Genomic DNA, 16,175 nt, shown 5'->3' on the forward strand with positions numbered 1-16,175 from the left:
CGCGAACCGTGGACCGGTGATGGCGGATCGCTATCGCGCCTGCCCGGGTGCGATAGCCGGTCCCGATCGGTGCGCCAGCGCGCGACGCCTTCCGCGGGCGCGATCGCGCGGCGATGATGGCCGGAAGCCGCGCCTGCCCCTCAGCCGCAAGGAGATCCCGTGGAAGAGCGCACCACCGCCGTATCGCAGGAGGGCTGCCCGCACCTGCGGGAGCTGTCGCTGGACCCGGCCCCGGAGCGGCCTCTGGACGATCCGCCGTACTTCGGCGACCTGCGGTCGGGTTGCCCGATCAGCGAGGTAGACCTCGGCGGCGGGAAGACGTCGTGGCTCGCGACGAGGTTCGACGACGTGAAGGCGATCCTCTCCGACACCCGGTTCAGCGCGAACCCGCACACGCCGGGCTTCCCGGTGCGCGGCCTGCCCGGCTCGGACCATCCGCTGGTGGCCGACAGCATGATCCGCCAGGATCCGCCGCTGCACACGACGCTGCGCCGATGCGTGGTCAAGTACTTCACGCCGCGCGCGGTTGAGAGCTACCGCCCGCAGGTCGAGGAGATCGTGGACCGCCACCTTGACGCGCTCGCCGCCGGCTCCGGCCAGGCGGATCTGGTGTCGCAGTTCGCGCTGGCCATCCCGACCACGGTAATCACGCAGATGCTGGGCATCCCGATCGAGGACGCGCCGCGGTTCTTCGACCTGACCGAGCGGCAGACGACGCTGTCGCTGTCGCAGGAGGAGATGTACCGGACGGTCGAGGAATTCCGCGCGCTCGGGCTGGAATACGCGGCGCTGAAGGAGGCGAACCCGGCCGACGACCTGCTCAGCCACATCATCCGCGAGCAGTACGAAGCGGGCGGGATCACCCGCGACCAGCTCGCCGCGCTGATCACGATCCTGATCATCGGCGGCCACGACACGACCGCCGGGATGATCGGCCTGTCGATCTACACGCTGCTCCGCCGCCCGGACCAGCTCGCGCTGCTGCGGTCCGGCGAACGCTCGTGGGACGTCGCGATCGAGGAACTGCTGCGCGTGCACTCGGTGGCCAGGATGGGCCCGCGCCGCGCGGCGACCGAGGACATCACGATCGGCTCGCACACCTTCCGCAAGGGCGAGGGCGTGGTCGCGTCGATTTGGTCGGCGAACCACGACGAGAGCAAATACGCGCGCACGACGTGGGAGGAGTTCGAAATCCCGGTCGAGCGGCCGCAACATCTGGCGTTCAGTTTCGGGCCGCACCAGTGCGTCGGGCAGAACCTGGCGAGGATGGAACTGCGGGTCGTGCTGCCGCGGATCTTCGCGCGGTTCCCGGCGATGAAGCTGGTGGATCCGGAGGTGACGCATCTGTCCTATCGGGACGATCGGGCGTTCTTCAGCTTGAAGGAATTGAACGTGACGTTGTGAGCGCGGGAAGCCCGCTCCCTCGGTTTTGGCCGGGGGAGCGGGCTTTTCGTGTCGGGTTAGTGTTTGTACGCGCCGCCGTCGACCACGAGGGTTTGGCCGGTTACGAAGGCCGCTCCGGCGGACAGCAGGAAGCGCACCGGCTCGACGTAATCGTCCACAGTGGACGCGCGCTGGATCGCCCTGGCGGCGATGGTGGCCGGTTCGGCGGGCAGCAGGTCTTCGGACAACCCGGTGGCGACCAGTCCGGGGGCGATGACGTTCACGGTGATGCCGCGCTCGCCGAGTTCGGCGGCCATGGACCGGGCGAAGCCGATGACTCCGGCCTTGGCGGCCGCGTAGGCCGCCAATCCGGCCGGGCCTTTGAACGCGGTGCCGGAGGAGAAGAGCACGATCCGTCCGCCGTCGGTGATCGACGGCGCGCAGGCTTGCACGACGGCGAGCGTGCCGTGGAGGTTCACTTCGAGGACCCGGGCCCAGTCGCGGGCGGGCATGTCCAGGAACGGTCCGGTGCGGCAGATCCCGGCGCAGTGCACGAGCCCCGCCAGCGGCGTGGGGAGGCAGGTCAGGCTGGCGTGGTCGGTGATGTCGGCGGCGAGGTAGCGCACGCCCGGCACGGGTGCGGCGGGCGCGGCCCGGTCGAGGACGACGACCGGCCGGTCCGCCGCGAGCGACGAGACCAGCCGGGCGCCGATCCCGGCCGAACCCCCGGTGACCAGCAGCGGCGCACTCACCGCGACCGGCTCGCGACCAGGTGCTCCAGCCCCTTGATCGCGTAATCGAGCACCATCGACATGACCCCCATGAACAGCAGCACCGCGAACGATTCGGCGACCTTGAAGTTGCCGGTGAGCACCACGAGCCGCTGGCCGAGGCCGTAGTACGCGCCGACCATCTCCGACAGCACCGCGCCGAGCACCGCGTACACCGCGCCGAGGCGCAGCGCGCCCACGATGCTCGGCAGCGCGGACGGCAGTTCGATCTTCAGGAACCGCTGGACCGGCGACATCGACAGCGACCGGGTCAGCTGCAGCACGTCGTGGTCGATTCCGCGCAGGGCGGCGAGCGTCGAGGTGAGCAGGACGAAGTACACGACGCTGCCGGCGACGAGCGCTTTCGGCGCGAAGCCGAGGCCGAACCACAGGATGAAGATCGGCGCGAGCGCGGGCCGGGGCAGGCTGTTGGCGAGCGTCAGGAACGGCGTCGCCGCGCGTTCGAGGACCTCCGACCGCGAGAACACCACCCCGGTCACGATGCCGAGCAGTCCGCCCGCCGCCAGACCGACGAGCGCGCCGCTGAAGGTGGCAGACACGTCGGTCCAGAACGCGCCTTCGCCGAGCTGGGTCACGAGTCCTTTCGCGACCTCGTCGGGCGAGGACACGAACAGCGGGTTGACCAGGCCCTGGCGCGCGGCGAAGTACCAGCCGCCGACGATCACGACCGCGACGGCGATCCGGATCGTCCACACCCGCAGCCAGACCCGCGAGCGGCGTTTGCGCCGTTCGGCGAAGACGGCCTGTTCCATCGCCGAGTAGTCCGCGACGATCGATTGGCTCATTGTTCCTCCCGGAAGTCGAGCGGGGCGCGCACCAGGTCGATGTCGGCGGGGGTGGCGGTGTGCGGGCCGCCGTTCACGGTCACGGTCTGGCCGGTCAGGTACGCCGCGCCCGCCGAGCACAGGAACAGGCACACCGACGCGATGTCCTCGGGGCATCCGAGCCGGTTCATCGCGACGAACCGGGCGACCCGGGCTTCGACGTCCCCGTCCGCGAACCGGGAGGCGGCAGTGACGACCGCGCCGGGTTCGAGGCAGTTGACGCGGACGTTCGCGTCGGCCCATTCCCACGCCATCGTGCGGGTGAGCGACGCGAGACCGGCTTTCGCTGCCGCGTACGGTCCGCGCAGCGGATGCGCGTGCCCGGCCGATGCCGAACCGACGTTGACCACCGCGCCGCCACCCTGGCGTCGGAACGCGGGGAAGCAAGCCTTCGCGAGGTGGAACGCTCCGCTGAGATTTGCTTCCAGCATCGCGTTCCAGGCGTTGACCGACAGTTCTTCGAGCCGGGCGCCGAAGTTGCCGCCCGCGTTGTTGACCAGAATGTCCACCCGGCCGAAGCGTTCTTCGGCCGCGGCGGCGATTTCGGCGGCGGTCTGCGGGTCGCGGATGTTGCCGGTGACCGCGACCGCATCACGGCCCTGTTCGCGGATACGAGCCACGACGTCGTCGAGCACGTCCGCGCGTCGCCCGTGCACCACCAGGTTCGCGCCTGCTTCGGCGAACCGGCTTGCGATCGCGCCGCCGATCCCGCCGGTGGCTCCGGTGACGACCGCGACCCGGCCGTGAAAGTCGAATTGCACGCCGCCGAACGGCGAAACCTCTTGCTGGGCCGGTGTCATCGCACTCCTCCGAAGGTCCGGTTCGGACTCAGGCTCGCCACCGGCCGCCGCCGTGGCAACGGTTCGCGGGCTATCGGCGCGATAGCCCGCGGCGGCGGCAGTTTGTATTGACACCCGCAGCCGGGGTCGCGGAGCATCACGGTTCTCTCGACCAAGCGGAGTTGCAATGAGGCAGACCAGCATGGTGCGTCCGGGACCGGAATCCGCGCGGCGCAAGGACGAGCGCCCCGGCCGGGCGGGCGCGCCGATCAGTTTCGGCCACGTCAGCCACAACTTCATCCACGGCGAGCGCGCGGTGCTCGTCCTGGAGGATTTCGACCTGGAGATCGCGGCGTCGGAGTTCGTGAGCATCGTCGGCCCGTCCGGCTGCGGCAAGACCACGGCGCTGTCCATGGCGGGCGGGCTGGAGCGGCCCCGCGCCGGGAGCGTCCTGCTCGACGGCGAACCGGTCGACGGCACGTCGGACGACGTCGCGTTCATGTTCGCGCGCGACGCGCTGCTGCCGTGGCGGCGGGTGCGGCGCAACGTCGAACTGGGCATGGAGGTCCGCCGCGTCCCGGCCGCGGAACGCAGGCGGCGGGCGGACGAATGGCTGCGCCGCGTCCGGCTGGAGGAATTCGCCGATTCGGACGTGCTGCACCTGTCGCAAGGCATGCGGCAGCGCGTGGCGATCGCGCGCACTCTCGTGCAAAGCCCGCGCGTGGTGCTGATGGACGAGCCGTTCGCCGCGCTCGACGCGCAGACCCGGGCGAACCAGCAGCAGGAGTTCGTCCGGCTCTGGGAGGCCGAACGACCCACCGTCGTGTTCGTGACGCACGACCTGGAGGAGGCGATCCTGCTGAGCGACCGCGTCGTGCTGATGGCCGCCCGGCCCGGCCGGATCGTCGCCGACCTGCGGATCGACCTGCCGCGCCCGCGCACGCAGGAGATGCGGACGTCCTCGCCGGAATTCGCGAAACACCTGGAAACCCTGTCCGCCCGGCTGCGCGAGGAAGTCGTGGCCGCCGAGGAACGCCGCCAGGCGGAGGAACGGGCATGACCGGCTCCGGGCTGTCCTGTCGGGTCGTCGGCCAAGGCCCGCGAGCGGTGGTGCTGGTGCATTCGCTGGCGCTCGACGGTTCGTGGTTCGAGCCGCTCGCTGCCGAACTGGGCGAGAGTTTCCGTTGCGTGCTCCCGGATCTTCGCGGCCACGGAAACAGCGGCGGGGACGAGATTTCCTTGGCTGCGCTGGCTGACGACCTCGCGCTCCTCGCCCAGCACCTGCGCATCGATCGGTTCGTCGCCGTCGGCATTTCTCTCGGCGGGATGGTCGTGCAGGCCTTGGCGCACCGGCATCCGGCCCTTCTCGACGCTGCCGTGCTCATCGCGACCACCGGCCGTTACGACGACGCTGCCCGGGCCGGCGCGCACAACCGCGCGGAGGCGGCCCGCGCGCCGGGCGGGCTGGCCGCGCTCGCCGACCCGACGATGACGCGTTGGTTCGGCGACCGCCCGGACCCGCTGCGTGCCCGAGCCCGGGAACAGTTCCTGAGCGGCGATCCCGAGATCCACGCCGCTTACCTCGAAGCCATGACCGCCGTCGGCGACTTTTCGGTGCCGCCGTCGGTGCCGACGCTGGTCATCGGCGGCGAGGACGACGTCAGCACGCCGCGTCCGGTGCTCGAGAACCTGCACGCGTCGATCCCGCACTCTCAGCTGCGCTTCGCGCCGGGCGGGCATCTGGCCGCGTTCACTCACCCCGCGCCGGTGGCCGCCCTGCTGACCGAATTCCTCGCCGAGACCCCGAAGGGTGCCCGAGTTGTCTGAAGTCCAGCTGTCCCCGGAGGAGGTGCGCGACCGGCTGCGGGCCGCGGAGACTCCCGCGTTGCTGATGCTCGTCGCGCACCTGACCGACGACCCGGCCGTGCTGCGCCCGCAGTGGCGGCCGAACCCGGATCTGCTGCCCGCCACCGGCCTCGACGCCTCGACGGATGCCGAGGCTCGGGAGTTCTGCTTCGCGACGCTGGAGCCGTATCTGGCCAGCGTCGCCGACTGGCCGGGTTCGCCGTCCGAGGCGGTTCTAGAAGCGATCGCGGCTTGGGCGCTCGACCGTTCCGCAGGGGAGGACGCCGATCTGCTGCGCGTCGCGTTCGTCCCGCCGGGCACCGATCCGCGCGCTCCTAAGTGGACGAAGGACGACCTCGACTCGGCGCGGCCGATGCGGGTGGCGATCGTCGGGGCGGGGCTGTCCGGGCTGATGGCCGGGCTGCGGATGAAACAGGCCGGGGTGGACTTCACGATCTTCGAGAAGAACGCCGACGTCGGCGGGACCTGGTACGAGAACAGCTACCCGGACTGCCGGATCGACGTGCACAGCCACATTTACACGTATTCGTTCTTCCCGCACGACTGGCCGTCGTACTTCTGCCGCCAGGACGTCATCCATTCCTATCTGCGCGGGTTCGCCGAGGAAAACGGGCTGCTGGACCACATTCGCTTCGGCACCGAAGTCGTTTCGGCGGCCTGGGACGACGAGCGGCAGCATTGGGCGGTCGCTTCGACCGGGCCGGACGAACCCGAGCGGACCGAGGAATTCTCCGTCCTCGTGTCCGCGGTCGGCCAGTTGAACCGGCCGATGATCCCGCGCATCGACGGCCTCGACACCTTCGACGGCCCGGTGTTCCACACCGCGCAGTGGGACCACAGCGTCGACCTCGCCGGGAAGCGCGTGGCGATCATCGGGACCGGCGCGACCGGCGTCCAGGTGGCCCCGGCGATCGCCCGGGAAGCGGAGTCCCTGACGGTTTTCCAGCGCAGCGCGCCGTATTTGCAGCCGACCCCGGAACTGCGCCAGGAAATCTCGGCACCGGAACGGGCGCTGTTGCGCGATATTCCGTTGTACCGCGCCTATTACCGGTTCTCGATCTTCCTCCCGCGCGCGATCGGACGGCTTGCCGCCGCGACGGTCGACCCGGCTTATCCGCCCACCGAGCAGGCAGTGTCGGCGGCCAACGAACAATTGCGGCAGCTGCTCACCGACTATCTGCTGAACCAGGTGCGGGACCGGCCGGACCTCGCCGCGAAAATCGTCCCGGACTATCCGCCGGGCGCGAAACGGATCGTCCGCGACGACGGGACCTGGATCGCCACGCTCAAACAGGAGCACGTCGAACTCGTCACCGAACGCATCGCCCGCGTGGACGGCAGCGGGATCCACACCGAGGACGGCCATTACGTTCCGGCGGACATCATCGTCTTCGGCACCGGCTTCAACGCCTCGGATTTCCTGATGCCGATGAAGGTCACCGGCGCCGGCGGGGCGGATCTGCACGAGACGTGGGGTGTCGACGCCTGTGCGTATCTCGGGCTGACTGTCCCGGACTTCCCGAATCTGTTCTGCATGTACGGCCCGAACACGAACCTGTTGCTGCACGGCAATCTCGTGCTGTTCATCGAATGCCAGTCGGTGTATTTGCTGAGCGCGGTGGAGCAGTTGCTGTCCACCGGCAAGTCCTCGCTTTCGCTGCGCCGCGACGTTTTCGCCAAGTACCGCGACGAGGTCGGCGAGGCGAGCGCGCTGCGCGTGTGGGGCTGGTCCAAGACACACAGCTGGTACCAGAACGCGGAAGGCCGCTCGACCATCATGTGGCCGCTGTCCGCGCACCGCTACATCAGCGCCACTCAGGCCGTCGATCCCGAGCAGTACGAGTTCCGGTGACCGACCCGTCCGTCCTAAGGAGACAGTTTCCGCTGTGACCACCGAACACACGACGGTCGTCAACGACCTCGAAACCCGTTATCTCGCCGGGGGAGAAGGCCACGAGTCCACTGTGGTCTTCCTCCACGACGGTGCCTGGGGCGCGTCCTCGGACGTCACGTGGGGTGCGGTGACCGCTCTGGCGGGCCGCACGCACCGCGTCGTCGCGCCGGATCTGCTCGGCTTCGGCGGTTCGGCCAAGGCCGTCCGGCTGGACCAGTCGCCGTTCGGGTTCCGGCTGCGCCACGTCTACGCGCTGCTCGACCAGCTCGGCATCGACGGTCCGGTTCACCTGGTCGGCAACTCCTTCGGCGGTTCGATCGCGTTGCGTGCCCTGCTGGACCCGGCGCTGCGCGGCCGGATCGCCTCAGTCACCTCGATCAGCGGCACCGGCGGCCCGTGGCGCAGCGCGACGAGCGCCGAACTGGCCGGCTACGACGGCACCCGCGAGGACATGACCCGGCTGGTGCGCCTGTTGTGCGACGACTATCCCGGCATCGAAGACCAAATCGACGCCCGCATGCGGTGGGCGGCCACGCCCGGGCACTACGCCGGAATGCTCGCCCCGCACGCGACTCCGCCGGAACCGCTGCGATTCGCCCGGCCCGCCGATCCGTACCCGGCGCCGTTCGCCGACGTCACGACGCCGGTCCTGCTGTTCGACTGCGCGGGCGATCCGCTGGTCGAACGGGGCTGGGTGAAACACCTGGCCGATCTCACCCCGGCGGTGACCGTGGCTCCGGTGCCGCACCGGCACGCCCCGAACATCAGCCATCCCGAGCAGACTTGGCGGATCATCGCCGACTTCGTGAACGGAGCCTGAAACCGTGTTCGACGATCCTCACGACGCCGTCGCCGCCCCGGACGTCCGGCACGAAAAGCTGTTCCGGCTCGACGGCAAGCGCTTCGCCGTCCTGGGCGGCGCGGCCGGCATCGGTGAGCACGTCGCCCGCACCCTTGACTCGCTCGGCGCGGAGCTGCTCCTGGTCGACGTGGACGAGGCCGCGCTGGAGAAACTGGCTGCGGAACTCGGCGCGGACCGGTTCGCCGCCGATGTGTCCACCGAGGACGGTGCGCGTTCGCTGGCCAAATACGCCGCCGGGCCGCCGTTGCACGGGTTCGTGGACGTCATCGGCCAGATGACGCGCAAACCGTTGCCGGACTTCACTCTCGCCGAGTGGGAAAAGGACTTCCGGGTCAACCTGACGCACGCGTTCCTCGCCGCCCAGCACCTGGTGCCGCTGCTGGCCAGGCCGGATTCCGCGGTCGTGTACGTCTCCAGCATCAACGGCAGCCGCGCCGGGAGCTACGCGGCGGGATACGGCCCGGCGAAGGCGGCGCTCGAAGGCTGGGTGCGGCAGCTGGCCGACGAATACGGTCCGGAGGGCATCCGGGTCAACGCCGTGGCGCCCGGATTGTTCCTGTCGCCCCGGTTCCTCGCCGGCGCGCACGCCCGCACGATGATCGAGCAGTTCAGCGGCAAGACGATGCTGCGACGGCTCGGCCAGCCCTACGAGGTCGCCGCGGCCATCGCGTTCCTGCTGACCCCAGCCGCGGGCTACGTCACCGGCGCGACGCTCGCGATCGACGGCGGAGCGCGCGCGGTCGACGCGACCGGCCTCGACGCCCTCGCGCGCTGAGCGTTCGGGGGTGCTCGACCATACGATGGCCGGGAGACAGGCGGCAGCGGCGCCGCCTGCCCGGCGTGACTAGGGGCCGAGCGTGAGATTCGAGCAGTTGCGCTACCTCGAGGCGGCCCTGCGCACCGGTTCCTTCCGGCAGGCGGCGCACGAACTGGGCGTGTCCCAGCCGACGATCACCAACCAGGTGCAGCGGCTCGAAGAGGACCTCGGCGTCGTGCTGGTCATGCGCGGCGCGCACGGCGTGCGGCCGACGGACGCGGCGGAGCGGATCCTGCCGCACGTGAAGTCCGCGATCCGGGCCGAGGACCTGCTGCGGCAGGAGGCCAGCGCGATCGACGGCCTCAAGATCGGCACGGTGAGCATGGGCACCGTCGCGATCGGCAGCATGCGCGTGCTGCCGCATCTGGTGCGCGAAATGCACGAAGGGCACCCGAACATCCGGTTCGAGGTGACCGAGGGCGGCACCTACATCGTGCGCGACGGCGTGCTCGACGGGACGTTCGACCTCGGCCTGATCACCCGCGTCCCGCTGCCCGGCGAGCCGCCGGACGACGAGCGGCTGCACTACGTCGACCTGATGACCGGCCGGCTGGTGCTGTGCGTGCCCGACAGCCATCCGCTGGCCCGCGCGGAGACGTTCGACCTCGACGACCTGTCCGGCGAGCCGCTGATCTTCTTCCGCGAGGGCAGCATCCTGCGCCGCGCGTTCGAGGAGCTGACCAGCGGCATCGACGCGCGGATCGTGTACACGACCGATGGCGCCGAGACCGCGCAGCGGATGGTGCGGGCCGGGGTCGGGATCGCCATCGCGAACACCCTCGCGCCCTCGACGACCAGCGGAAACGGGGTCACGCTGATCCCCATCAACAAGCCGTGGGCGCAGACGACGCTGTCGGCGATCGTGCGGACCGGGGAGCTGCGCGGCCGGATCGTCGAGACCCTGCTGCGGCAGATCCGGTCTTCCAAGACCGTGCCGGGGCGATAGCCGGGGGCTGCTTCACTTGAGCGGCCGCGGACTTTAGAGTCCGGAACCATGGACGCCGTACACATCAAGGATCTCGAAGGCCCGTCGACCGTCTCCGTCGTCGAGGTCGATTCGCCCTCGCGCGCTGCCGACCAGGTGCTGATCGACGTGCACGCGGCCGGGGTGTCGTTCCCGGACGTACTGCAGACGCGCGGGCTGTACCAAGTGAAACCGGAGTTGCCGTTCATCCCGGGCGCGGAGGTCGCCGGGGTGGTCGCGGAGGCTCCGGAGGGCGCGGCGGTCAAAGCCGGGGACCGGGTCGCGGCGCTGCCGTTCCTCGGCGGGTTCGGAGAGCAGGTCGCGTGCGCGGCGGACGCGGTGTTCCCGATTCCGGACGATCTGGGCTTCGAACAGGCGGCGGCGATTCCGTTCAACTACCTGACCGCGCATTTCGCACTGTGCCGGCGCGGCCGGATGGCTGCGGGGGAGACGGTCCTGGTGCACGGCGCGGCCGGCGGCGTCGGGACGGCCGTCATCCAGGTCGCGAAGGCGTTCGGCGCGGGCAAGGTGCTCGGGGTGGTGTCGACGCCGGAGAAGGGCGAGGCGGCGGTCGCGGCCGGGGCCGACGCGTACGTGCTGGCGGACGGCTTCAAGGACGCGGTGAAGGCGTCGACCGGCGGCCGCGGGGTCGACGTGATCGCAGACGTCGTCGGCGGGGACCGGTTCACCGATTCGCTGCGCTGCCTGGCCGCGGACGGCCGGATGCTGGTCATCGGATTCACCGGCGGGTCGATTCCGGAGGTGAAGGTGAACCGGTTGCTGCTCAACAACTTGGACGTCGTGGGCGTCGGGTGGGGCGCTTATGCGCTGCCGCGGCCGGGGTATCTGCAGGGGCAGTGGGCGGAGCTGCTGCCGAAACTGGCGGCCGGGGCGATCGTGCCGCCGTTGGGCGGGAGTTATCCGCTGGCGGAGGTTCGGGAGGCGTTGGAGGCTATCGAGAACCGGAAGGCTATGGGGAAGCTGGTTCTTGCGGTTCGTCCATAGTGGGCTGTTTGGGCAGGAGGTCCCGGGTGCCAGCGGTGGCCCGGGGCCTTCCGTTCAAAGAGTCCTATGTAGACACGCGTGCAGGCTGACGGCGGCGAGAGTCTGGTCGGCGTTGTACTGACGGAAGGTGCGGACCGGCTCGAAACCCAGCCGGGCGGCAAGGTTCAGGGAGCGTTTGTTGGCGGTCTGGGTCACGACGAGCACTGGCTGATCGGGAAGCTCTTCTGCGGCGGCGCGCAATATCGCGGCGGCGGCTTCGAAGGCCAGCCCGGTGCCCCAGGTGTCGCGATGCATCAGGTAGCTGAGTTCCAGTTCCTCGCCGGTTTCGGTGACATGGCCGGGCTCCTCGGCGGAGCGGCGATCGAGTTCGATGGTGCCGAGGAGACGGTCGGTGGCCCGGTCGGCGATGACGAAAGTCCCCGGTCGGCGGGTTGCTTGCGCTGCGCCGCCGATGTCGTCGAGTCGCTGTTCGACAGCCTCCCGCTGCTGCGGCCCGCCGAGGTACCGCCAGACGTCCGGGTCGGTTCGCAGTTCGATGAGTCGCTCGCGATCGCCGTGATGTGCTTTGCGCAGCGTCACCCTCGAAGCTTCAACCCGGACCGCAGACAACATCTCGCTCACGAGACCATCCTTACCGCATCCTCGACAGACAACCGCGCACCACGCTCGAACTCGATGGCAAAGCCGGAACCGAGAACCGCTTGTGCCGCTTCGGTAATCCGGTCCACATCACCCCTCTCGGCGGCCGGAAGCGGTGCGTCGACAGTCCGTCGCGCGGCATCGGCGGCGCCGAGCAGCAATGCGGCGGACTCCGGCGCGCAAGTGCCCGCCAAACCCTCCAGCGACAGCGCGAAAGCACGCGGTTCATCAAGCACCCGCGCGTATTCCAAGCCCCGCAGGTGATACTGCCGAGCCTGCGCCAGATCACCCCGGAGTTCGGCGATGAAACCAAGTTCCGCGTACAGCAGGTGGTCGCCCGCCGTTGAGGACACGTCGCGGTATTCGTCGCGGATATGGGTCAGGTGGCGTTCGGCGGCGTCGAGGTCGCCGGAGCGGCGGGCACCCAGTGCGAGGCCCATTTCAGCGTGGATCCGGCCGTAGGCGTAGCCGTGGTCGGACGCGCTGCGCAGGGCCTGTTCGTGCAGGTCGCGGGCTCGCGGCCAGTCGCGTTCGAGCAGGGCCAGGCGGCCGAGGCCGGACAGTCTCGCGGAGACTTCCGCTTGCAGGTCCAGTTCGCGCGCGATGGTGAGTCCGTCGTGCTGACGGCGCGCGGCTTCGGCGTAGTCGCCCTTGATTTCGGCTAGTGCGGCCAGCGGCGGGATGGTCTGCATCTCGCCCCATCGGTCGCCGAGGCGGCGGAAGAGTTCGGCGCTGCGCAGACCGTCTCGGCCGAGTGCGGCGAGATCTCCGCGGACCAGGCTGAGCATGGCGCGCAGGCCGAGCGCGGCGGCGACGCCCCACTCGTCGTCTCCGGCAGCCGCGAGGGCGCGCTCGTTCACCTCGCAGCTGGCGGTGATGTCGCCGACGCTGAACAAGCTGTAGGCACGCAACCACAACGCGCGAACGCCGTCCGGGGAATCGGGCGGGGCTTGTTCGCCGGTCAGCAGGGCGAACGATCCATTGAGGACAGTGAGCTCCGGATCCGTTGCCGCAACCCGTAAAACGGCTGACAGCATTCGTCGGCCTTCGGTGAGTCTGCCTCGCAGCAGCCACCACCAGGACAATGCTTTCGCGAGCCGTACCGCTTCGATGGATGCTTGGCCGATCGCTTCGTCCAGGGCAGCGCGCAGGTTGCCCGCTTCGACGTCCAGCCGGGTGAGCCAAGTCCGTTGCCCGGAGCCGTGCAATCGCGCGTTCTCGGCGATTTCCAGGTAATGGCGCAGGTGCCGCGCGCGGGTGGCGGCAGGATCCGTCAGGCGTTCGACGGCATAGGCGGCAACGGATTCCAGGAGCCGGTACCGAACCCCGGTCGGTCCATTCAGGACGGTGACCAGCGACCGGTCGACCAGCCGGGGCACGAGGTCGAGCACGTCTCCCGCGCACACGGCTTCGGCGGCGGCGAGATCGAAGCTGTCGCGGTGGACGGCCAGTCTGCTGAGGACAGTCCGCTCGGGCTCGCTGAGCAGTTCCCAGCTCCAGTCGAGCACGGCGCGCAAGGTTTGCTGCCGGGCCGGAGCGCCGCGCGATCCTCGGGTCAGGACGGCGAACCGGTCGTTGAGCCGGGCGGCGAGTTCCTGCACGCCCAGGCCGCGCACGCGAGTCGCCGCGAGTTCCAGTGCGAGGGGAAGACCGTCCAGACGACGGCAGATTTCGGTGATCGCGTCGAGATCGCCCGCGAAATCCGGGGCGGAGGCGGTGGCGCGTTCGGTGAACAGCCGCACGGCGTCCTCGGGCGGCAGTGGTTCCACCGCGAACACGGACTCGCCCGGCAGGCCGAGCGGTTCCTGGCTGGTGGTGAGAATGCGCAGGTCACGGGTGTTGCGCAGGAGCGATTCGACGAGTTCGGCGGCGGCTTCGACGACGTGTTCGCAGTTGTCCAGGACGAGCAGCATCCGCCGGTCGCGCAGGGCCGTGGCGAGTCGTTGCGTCGGGGAGGCGGAGTCGATCGAGTCGCGGATTCCGAGCACCGCGGCGACTGTTTCGGCGAGGTCGGCGGCGGTGCCCCGCACGGCGGCGAGTTCGACCAGCCAGCAGCCGTCGGGAAACTTGGCTCGTGAGTGGCTATGCCGGTTAGAACCGGCATAGCCACTCACGAGCCCCAAGGCCAGCCGGGACTTGCCGACCCCGCCCGGCCCGGTCAACGTCACCATCCGCGCCGACAGCCCGGCGAGCTGCTTGAGCGCCTCCTCCCGGCCGATCAACGGCGTCAGCGGAAGGGGGAGGTTGCCGCGCGGTTCGGCGGCCAGCCCAGGGTCCTGCCGGAGCAGCGACTCGTACAGCGCGCGCAGCTCCGGACTCGGGTCGACGCCCAACTCCTCGGCGAGCCGGGTACGGAGATCCGCGTAGGAAGCAAGGGCCTCGCTCTGCCGTCCGCACAGGTACAGCGCGCGCATCTGTGCTGCCCGCAAGCCTTCCCGGAGCGGATTCCGCGCGATGACGTCCGTCAGATCGTCCGCGGCGGCGTAGTCGCCAGCTTCGACCTGCGCCGCAGCCTGCTCTTCCACTGCGGCCAGCTGGAGTTCGGCCAACCGGTGCGCGGGTGACAGCGCGAACGCCTCGTCGGCGAAGTCGGCGAACGCATCGCCGCGCCACAGACCCAGCGCCTCGGCGAATCGCTCCGCGCGGGCTCGGGGATCCGCGGTCGCGCGAGCCTGGGTGACGAGGTCGCGGAACTGAGCGGCGTCGGAATGCTCGATCCGCAGCCGATAGCCCGCCGGTTGCCGCTCGACGCCGTCCCGGCCGACGATCCGGCGCAGCTGCGACACCTTGGCCTGCAGCGCACCGGCCGGTTTACCGGGCGGGTGGTCGCCCCAGAGGTCCTGAATGAGCCGGTCCGCGGTCACCGGGCCGCCGTCGTGCGCCAGCAGGGTCGCGAGGAGCGCCCGTACTTTCGCCTCGGGCACGGTGACCAGCGCGCCTGCCTCGTCCCACACCGCGAGCGGGCCGAGCACCCCGAACCGCATCGCCTTGCTCCCGTCGCGCCATCAGGTCACCGTCAGTCGATCGTAAGCATTCCCGAAGACCCGGTCCGCACAGTGGGCGCATGAGCCCCACCTCAGCCGCCGTCGCGCCGACTCAGCGGCTTCCGCTTTTCGCGCTGCTGTCCCTCGCCACCGCGGTGTTCATCACCAGCCTCACCGAAACCCTGCCCGCCGGGCTGCTGCCCGCGATGAGCCGCTCGCTCGACGTCAGCGAATCGGCGACCGGCCAGACCGTCACCGGCTACGCGCTGGGCACCGTGCTGACCGCGATCCCGCTGTCCGCCATCACCGCCGGCTGGCGACGCAAACGGTTGCTCCTCGCCGCGATGGGCGGATTCGCCGTGGCCAACACCGTCACGGCCGTGTCGTCGGAGTACAGCCTGACGATGGTGGCGCGGCTCGTCGCGGGCGTCGCGGCTGGTCTCGCGTGGGCGCTGCTGGCCGGTTACGCCCGACGCTTGGTCGCTCCTGCTCAGCAGGGTCGTGCCATTGCAATCGCCATGGCTGGTATCCCAGTCGCGCTGTGCCTCGGCGTGCCGGCGGGGACGTTCGTCGGCCAGCTCGCCGGCTGGCGTACCGCGTTCCTCGCCATGACCGTGCTCACGCTGGTGCTGCTGGCCTGGATCGGCGCGGCGGTGCCCGACTTCCCCGGTCAAGCCGCGGGAGCGCGTCCGAAGATGCTGCCCGCGCTGCGTATCCCCGGAGTCGCGGCGGTCCTGTTCGTCACGCTGGTGTTCGTGCTGGCGCACACTGTGCTGTACGCCTACCTCGCCACCTTCCTCACCGGCCTCGGCATGGGCGGCGAGACCGACCTGGTCCTGCTGACGTTCGGCCTCGCCTCGATCGCGAGCATCTGGATCGTCGGCGCGCAGATCCACCGGCGGCTGCGGTTGCTGACTGTCGTCAGCGCGCTGCTGGTCGCGGTCGCCGCGGCGCTGCTCGCGACCGAACCTGCGCTGGTGTACGTGGCCGCCGCGCTGTGGGGTCTCGGCTGGGGCGGGGTGCCGACCTTGCTGCAGACCGCGGCCGGGGACGCGGGCGGCGAGTCCGCGGACACGGTCCAAGCGATGCTCGTGACGCTGTGGAACGCGGCGATGGCGGGTGGCGGCGTTGTCGGCGGGGTGCTGCTCGACGTCGCTGGCAGCGGTTCGTTCCCCTGGACCGTGCTGGTGCTGATGGCACCGGTGCTGGCGGTCGTCCTGCTCGCACGACGGCGCGGGTTCCCGGCCGCTGAGCGCACGTCGCCGTGGGTCCCGGACCCGGGAGCGGAAGCCGGGTAGTGGTACGTGAGGGGAACCCTGAGGGAATCAGATTCTCAGGGTTCCCCTCACGTACTTCAAGACCCGGCC

The 16,175-nt window shown here is 70.1% G+C and carries 14 protein-coding genes; 9 read left to right on the forward strand and 5 right to left on the reverse strand.

What is annotated here, in order from left to right:
- Positions 1-159: 159 nt before the first annotated feature.
- A complete protein-coding gene (locus ACWDNU_RS18820; RefSeq protein WP_449669796.1) occupies positions 160-1,404 on the forward strand; it encodes a cytochrome P450 in 1,245 nt (414 codons plus the stop codon).
- Positions 1,405-1,460: 56 nt separating this feature from the next.
- On the opposite strand, the gene ACWDNU_RS18825 is transcribed toward ACWDNU_RS18820, so the two are convergent.
- The 3 genes from ACWDNU_RS18825 to ACWDNU_RS18835 are packed head-to-tail and all read right to left on the reverse strand — an operon-like array spanning position 1,461 to position 3,798.
- A complete protein-coding gene (locus ACWDNU_RS18825) occupies positions 1,461-2,135 on the reverse strand; it encodes an SDR family NAD(P)-dependent oxidoreductase (protein WP_449669797.1) in 675 nt (224 codons plus the stop codon).
- A complete protein-coding gene (locus ACWDNU_RS18830; protein ID WP_370936101.1) occupies positions 2,132-2,959 on the reverse strand; it encodes an ABC transporter permease in 828 nt (275 codons plus the stop codon). Before ACWDNU_RS18830 ends, ACWDNU_RS18825 begins: the two co-directional genes overlap by 4 nt.
- Positions 2,956-3,798: an SDR family NAD(P)-dependent oxidoreductase gene (locus ACWDNU_RS18835; protein ID WP_449669798.1), complete on the reverse strand. Its 843-nt coding sequence runs from the start codon at positions 3,796-3,798 to the stop codon at positions 2,956-2,958. The genes ACWDNU_RS18830 and ACWDNU_RS18835 overlap by 4 nt, the downstream gene beginning before the upstream one ends.
- Before the next feature lie 166 nt (positions 3,799-3,964).
- Between ACWDNU_RS18835 and ACWDNU_RS18840 the strand changes: the two genes are divergently transcribed.
- The 7 genes from ACWDNU_RS18840 (at position 3,965) to ACWDNU_RS18870 (ending at position 11,185) form a co-directional block, all read left to right on the forward strand.
- Entirely contained in the window at positions 3,965-4,837 is an 873-nt protein-coding gene (locus tag ACWDNU_RS18840; protein WP_370936103.1) for an ABC transporter ATP-binding protein, read from the forward strand.
- Positions 4,834-5,604, forward strand: coding sequence for an alpha/beta fold hydrolase (locus tag ACWDNU_RS18845; RefSeq protein WP_449669799.1), 771 nt, complete (start codon positions 4,834-4,836; stop codon positions 5,602-5,604). Before ACWDNU_RS18840 ends, ACWDNU_RS18845 begins: the two co-directional genes overlap by 4 nt.
- A complete protein-coding gene (locus tag ACWDNU_RS18850; protein ID WP_449669800.1) occupies positions 5,597-7,495 on the forward strand; it encodes an NAD(P)-binding protein in 1,899 nt (632 codons plus the stop codon). Before ACWDNU_RS18845 ends, ACWDNU_RS18850 begins: the two co-directional genes overlap by 8 nt.
- Positions 7,496-7,529: 34 nt before the next feature.
- Positions 7,530-8,357, forward strand: a complete 828-nt coding sequence (locus tag ACWDNU_RS18855) for an alpha/beta fold hydrolase (protein WP_449669801.1) — start codon at positions 7,530-7,532, stop codon at positions 8,355-8,357.
- Between the two features lie 4 nt (positions 8,358-8,361).
- A complete protein-coding gene (locus ACWDNU_RS18860) occupies positions 8,362-9,174 on the forward strand; it encodes an SDR family NAD(P)-dependent oxidoreductase (protein WP_370936107.1) in 813 nt (270 codons plus the stop codon).
- Between the two features lie 82 nt (positions 9,175-9,256).
- Positions 9,257-10,162, forward strand: a complete 906-nt coding sequence (locus ACWDNU_RS18865; RefSeq protein WP_449669802.1) for a LysR family transcriptional regulator — start codon at positions 9,257-9,259, stop codon at positions 10,160-10,162.
- Positions 10,163-10,210: 48 nt separating this feature from the next.
- Positions 10,211-11,185, forward strand: coding sequence for an NADPH:quinone oxidoreductase family protein (locus tag ACWDNU_RS18870; RefSeq protein WP_449669803.1), 975 nt, complete (start codon positions 10,211-10,213; stop codon positions 11,183-11,185).
- A gap of 54 nt (positions 11,186-11,239) precedes the next feature.
- Here the strand turns inward: ACWDNU_RS18870 and ACWDNU_RS18875 are convergent, their stop codons facing one another.
- Together ACWDNU_RS18875 and ACWDNU_RS18880 are read right to left on the reverse strand one after the other, a co-directional pair.
- The gene (locus tag ACWDNU_RS18875; protein WP_449669838.1) at positions 11,240-11,797 is read right to left on the reverse strand and encodes a GNAT family N-acetyltransferase; all 558 of its coding nucleotides are present in this window, start codon (positions 11,795-11,797) and stop codon (positions 11,240-11,242) included.
- A 5-nt stretch (positions 11,798-11,802) separates the two neighbouring features.
- Positions 11,803-14,808 (reverse strand): BTAD domain-containing putative transcriptional regulator, encoded by a 3,006-nt coding sequence (locus ACWDNU_RS18880; RefSeq protein WP_449669804.1) that lies wholly within the window; start codon positions 14,806-14,808, stop codon positions 11,803-11,805.
- An 80-nt stretch (positions 14,809-14,888) separates the two neighbouring features.
- Between ACWDNU_RS18880 and ACWDNU_RS18885 the strand changes: the two genes are divergently transcribed.
- Positions 14,889-16,106: an MFS transporter gene (locus ACWDNU_RS18885; RefSeq protein ID WP_449669805.1), complete on the forward strand. Its 1,218-nt coding sequence runs from the start codon at positions 14,889-14,891 to the stop codon at positions 16,104-16,106.
- Positions 16,107-16,175: the final 69 nt, after the last annotated feature.

It is taken from the genome of Amycolatopsis sp. NPDC003676, from assembly GCF_053587275.1.

Excerpts from the sequence above, each read along its gene's own strand:
- ACWDNU_RS18835 (WP_449669798.1), bottom strand. The coding sequence starts at position 3,798 with ATGACACCGGCCCAGCAAGAGGTTTCGCCGTTCGGCGGCGTGCAATTC.
- ACWDNU_RS18880 (WP_449669804.1), bottom strand. The coding sequence starts at position 14,808 with ATGCGGTTCGGGGTGCTCGGCCCGCTCGCGGTGTGGGACGAGGCAGGC.
- ACWDNU_RS18830 (WP_370936101.1), bottom strand. The coding sequence starts at position 2,959 with ATGAGCCAATCGATCGTCGCGGACTACTCGGCGATGGAACAGGCCGTC.
- ACWDNU_RS18885 (WP_449669805.1), top strand. The coding sequence starts at position 14,889 with ATGAGCCCCACCTCAGCCGCCGTCGCGCCGACTCAGCGGCTTCCGCTT.
- ACWDNU_RS18875 (WP_449669838.1), bottom strand. The coding sequence starts at position 11,797 with ATGTTGTCTGCGGTCCGGGTTGAAGCTTCGAGGGTGACGCTGCGCAAA.
- ACWDNU_RS18840 (WP_370936103.1), top strand. The coding sequence starts at position 3,965 with ATGAGGCAGACCAGCATGGTGCGTCCGGGACCGGAATCCGCGCGGCGC.
- ACWDNU_RS18870 (WP_449669803.1), top strand. The coding sequence starts at position 10,211 with ATGGACGCCGTACACATCAAGGATCTCGAAGGCCCGTCGACCGTCTCC.
- ACWDNU_RS18845 (WP_449669799.1), top strand. The coding sequence starts at position 4,834 with ATGACCGGCTCCGGGCTGTCCTGTCGGGTCGTCGGCCAAGGCCCGCGA.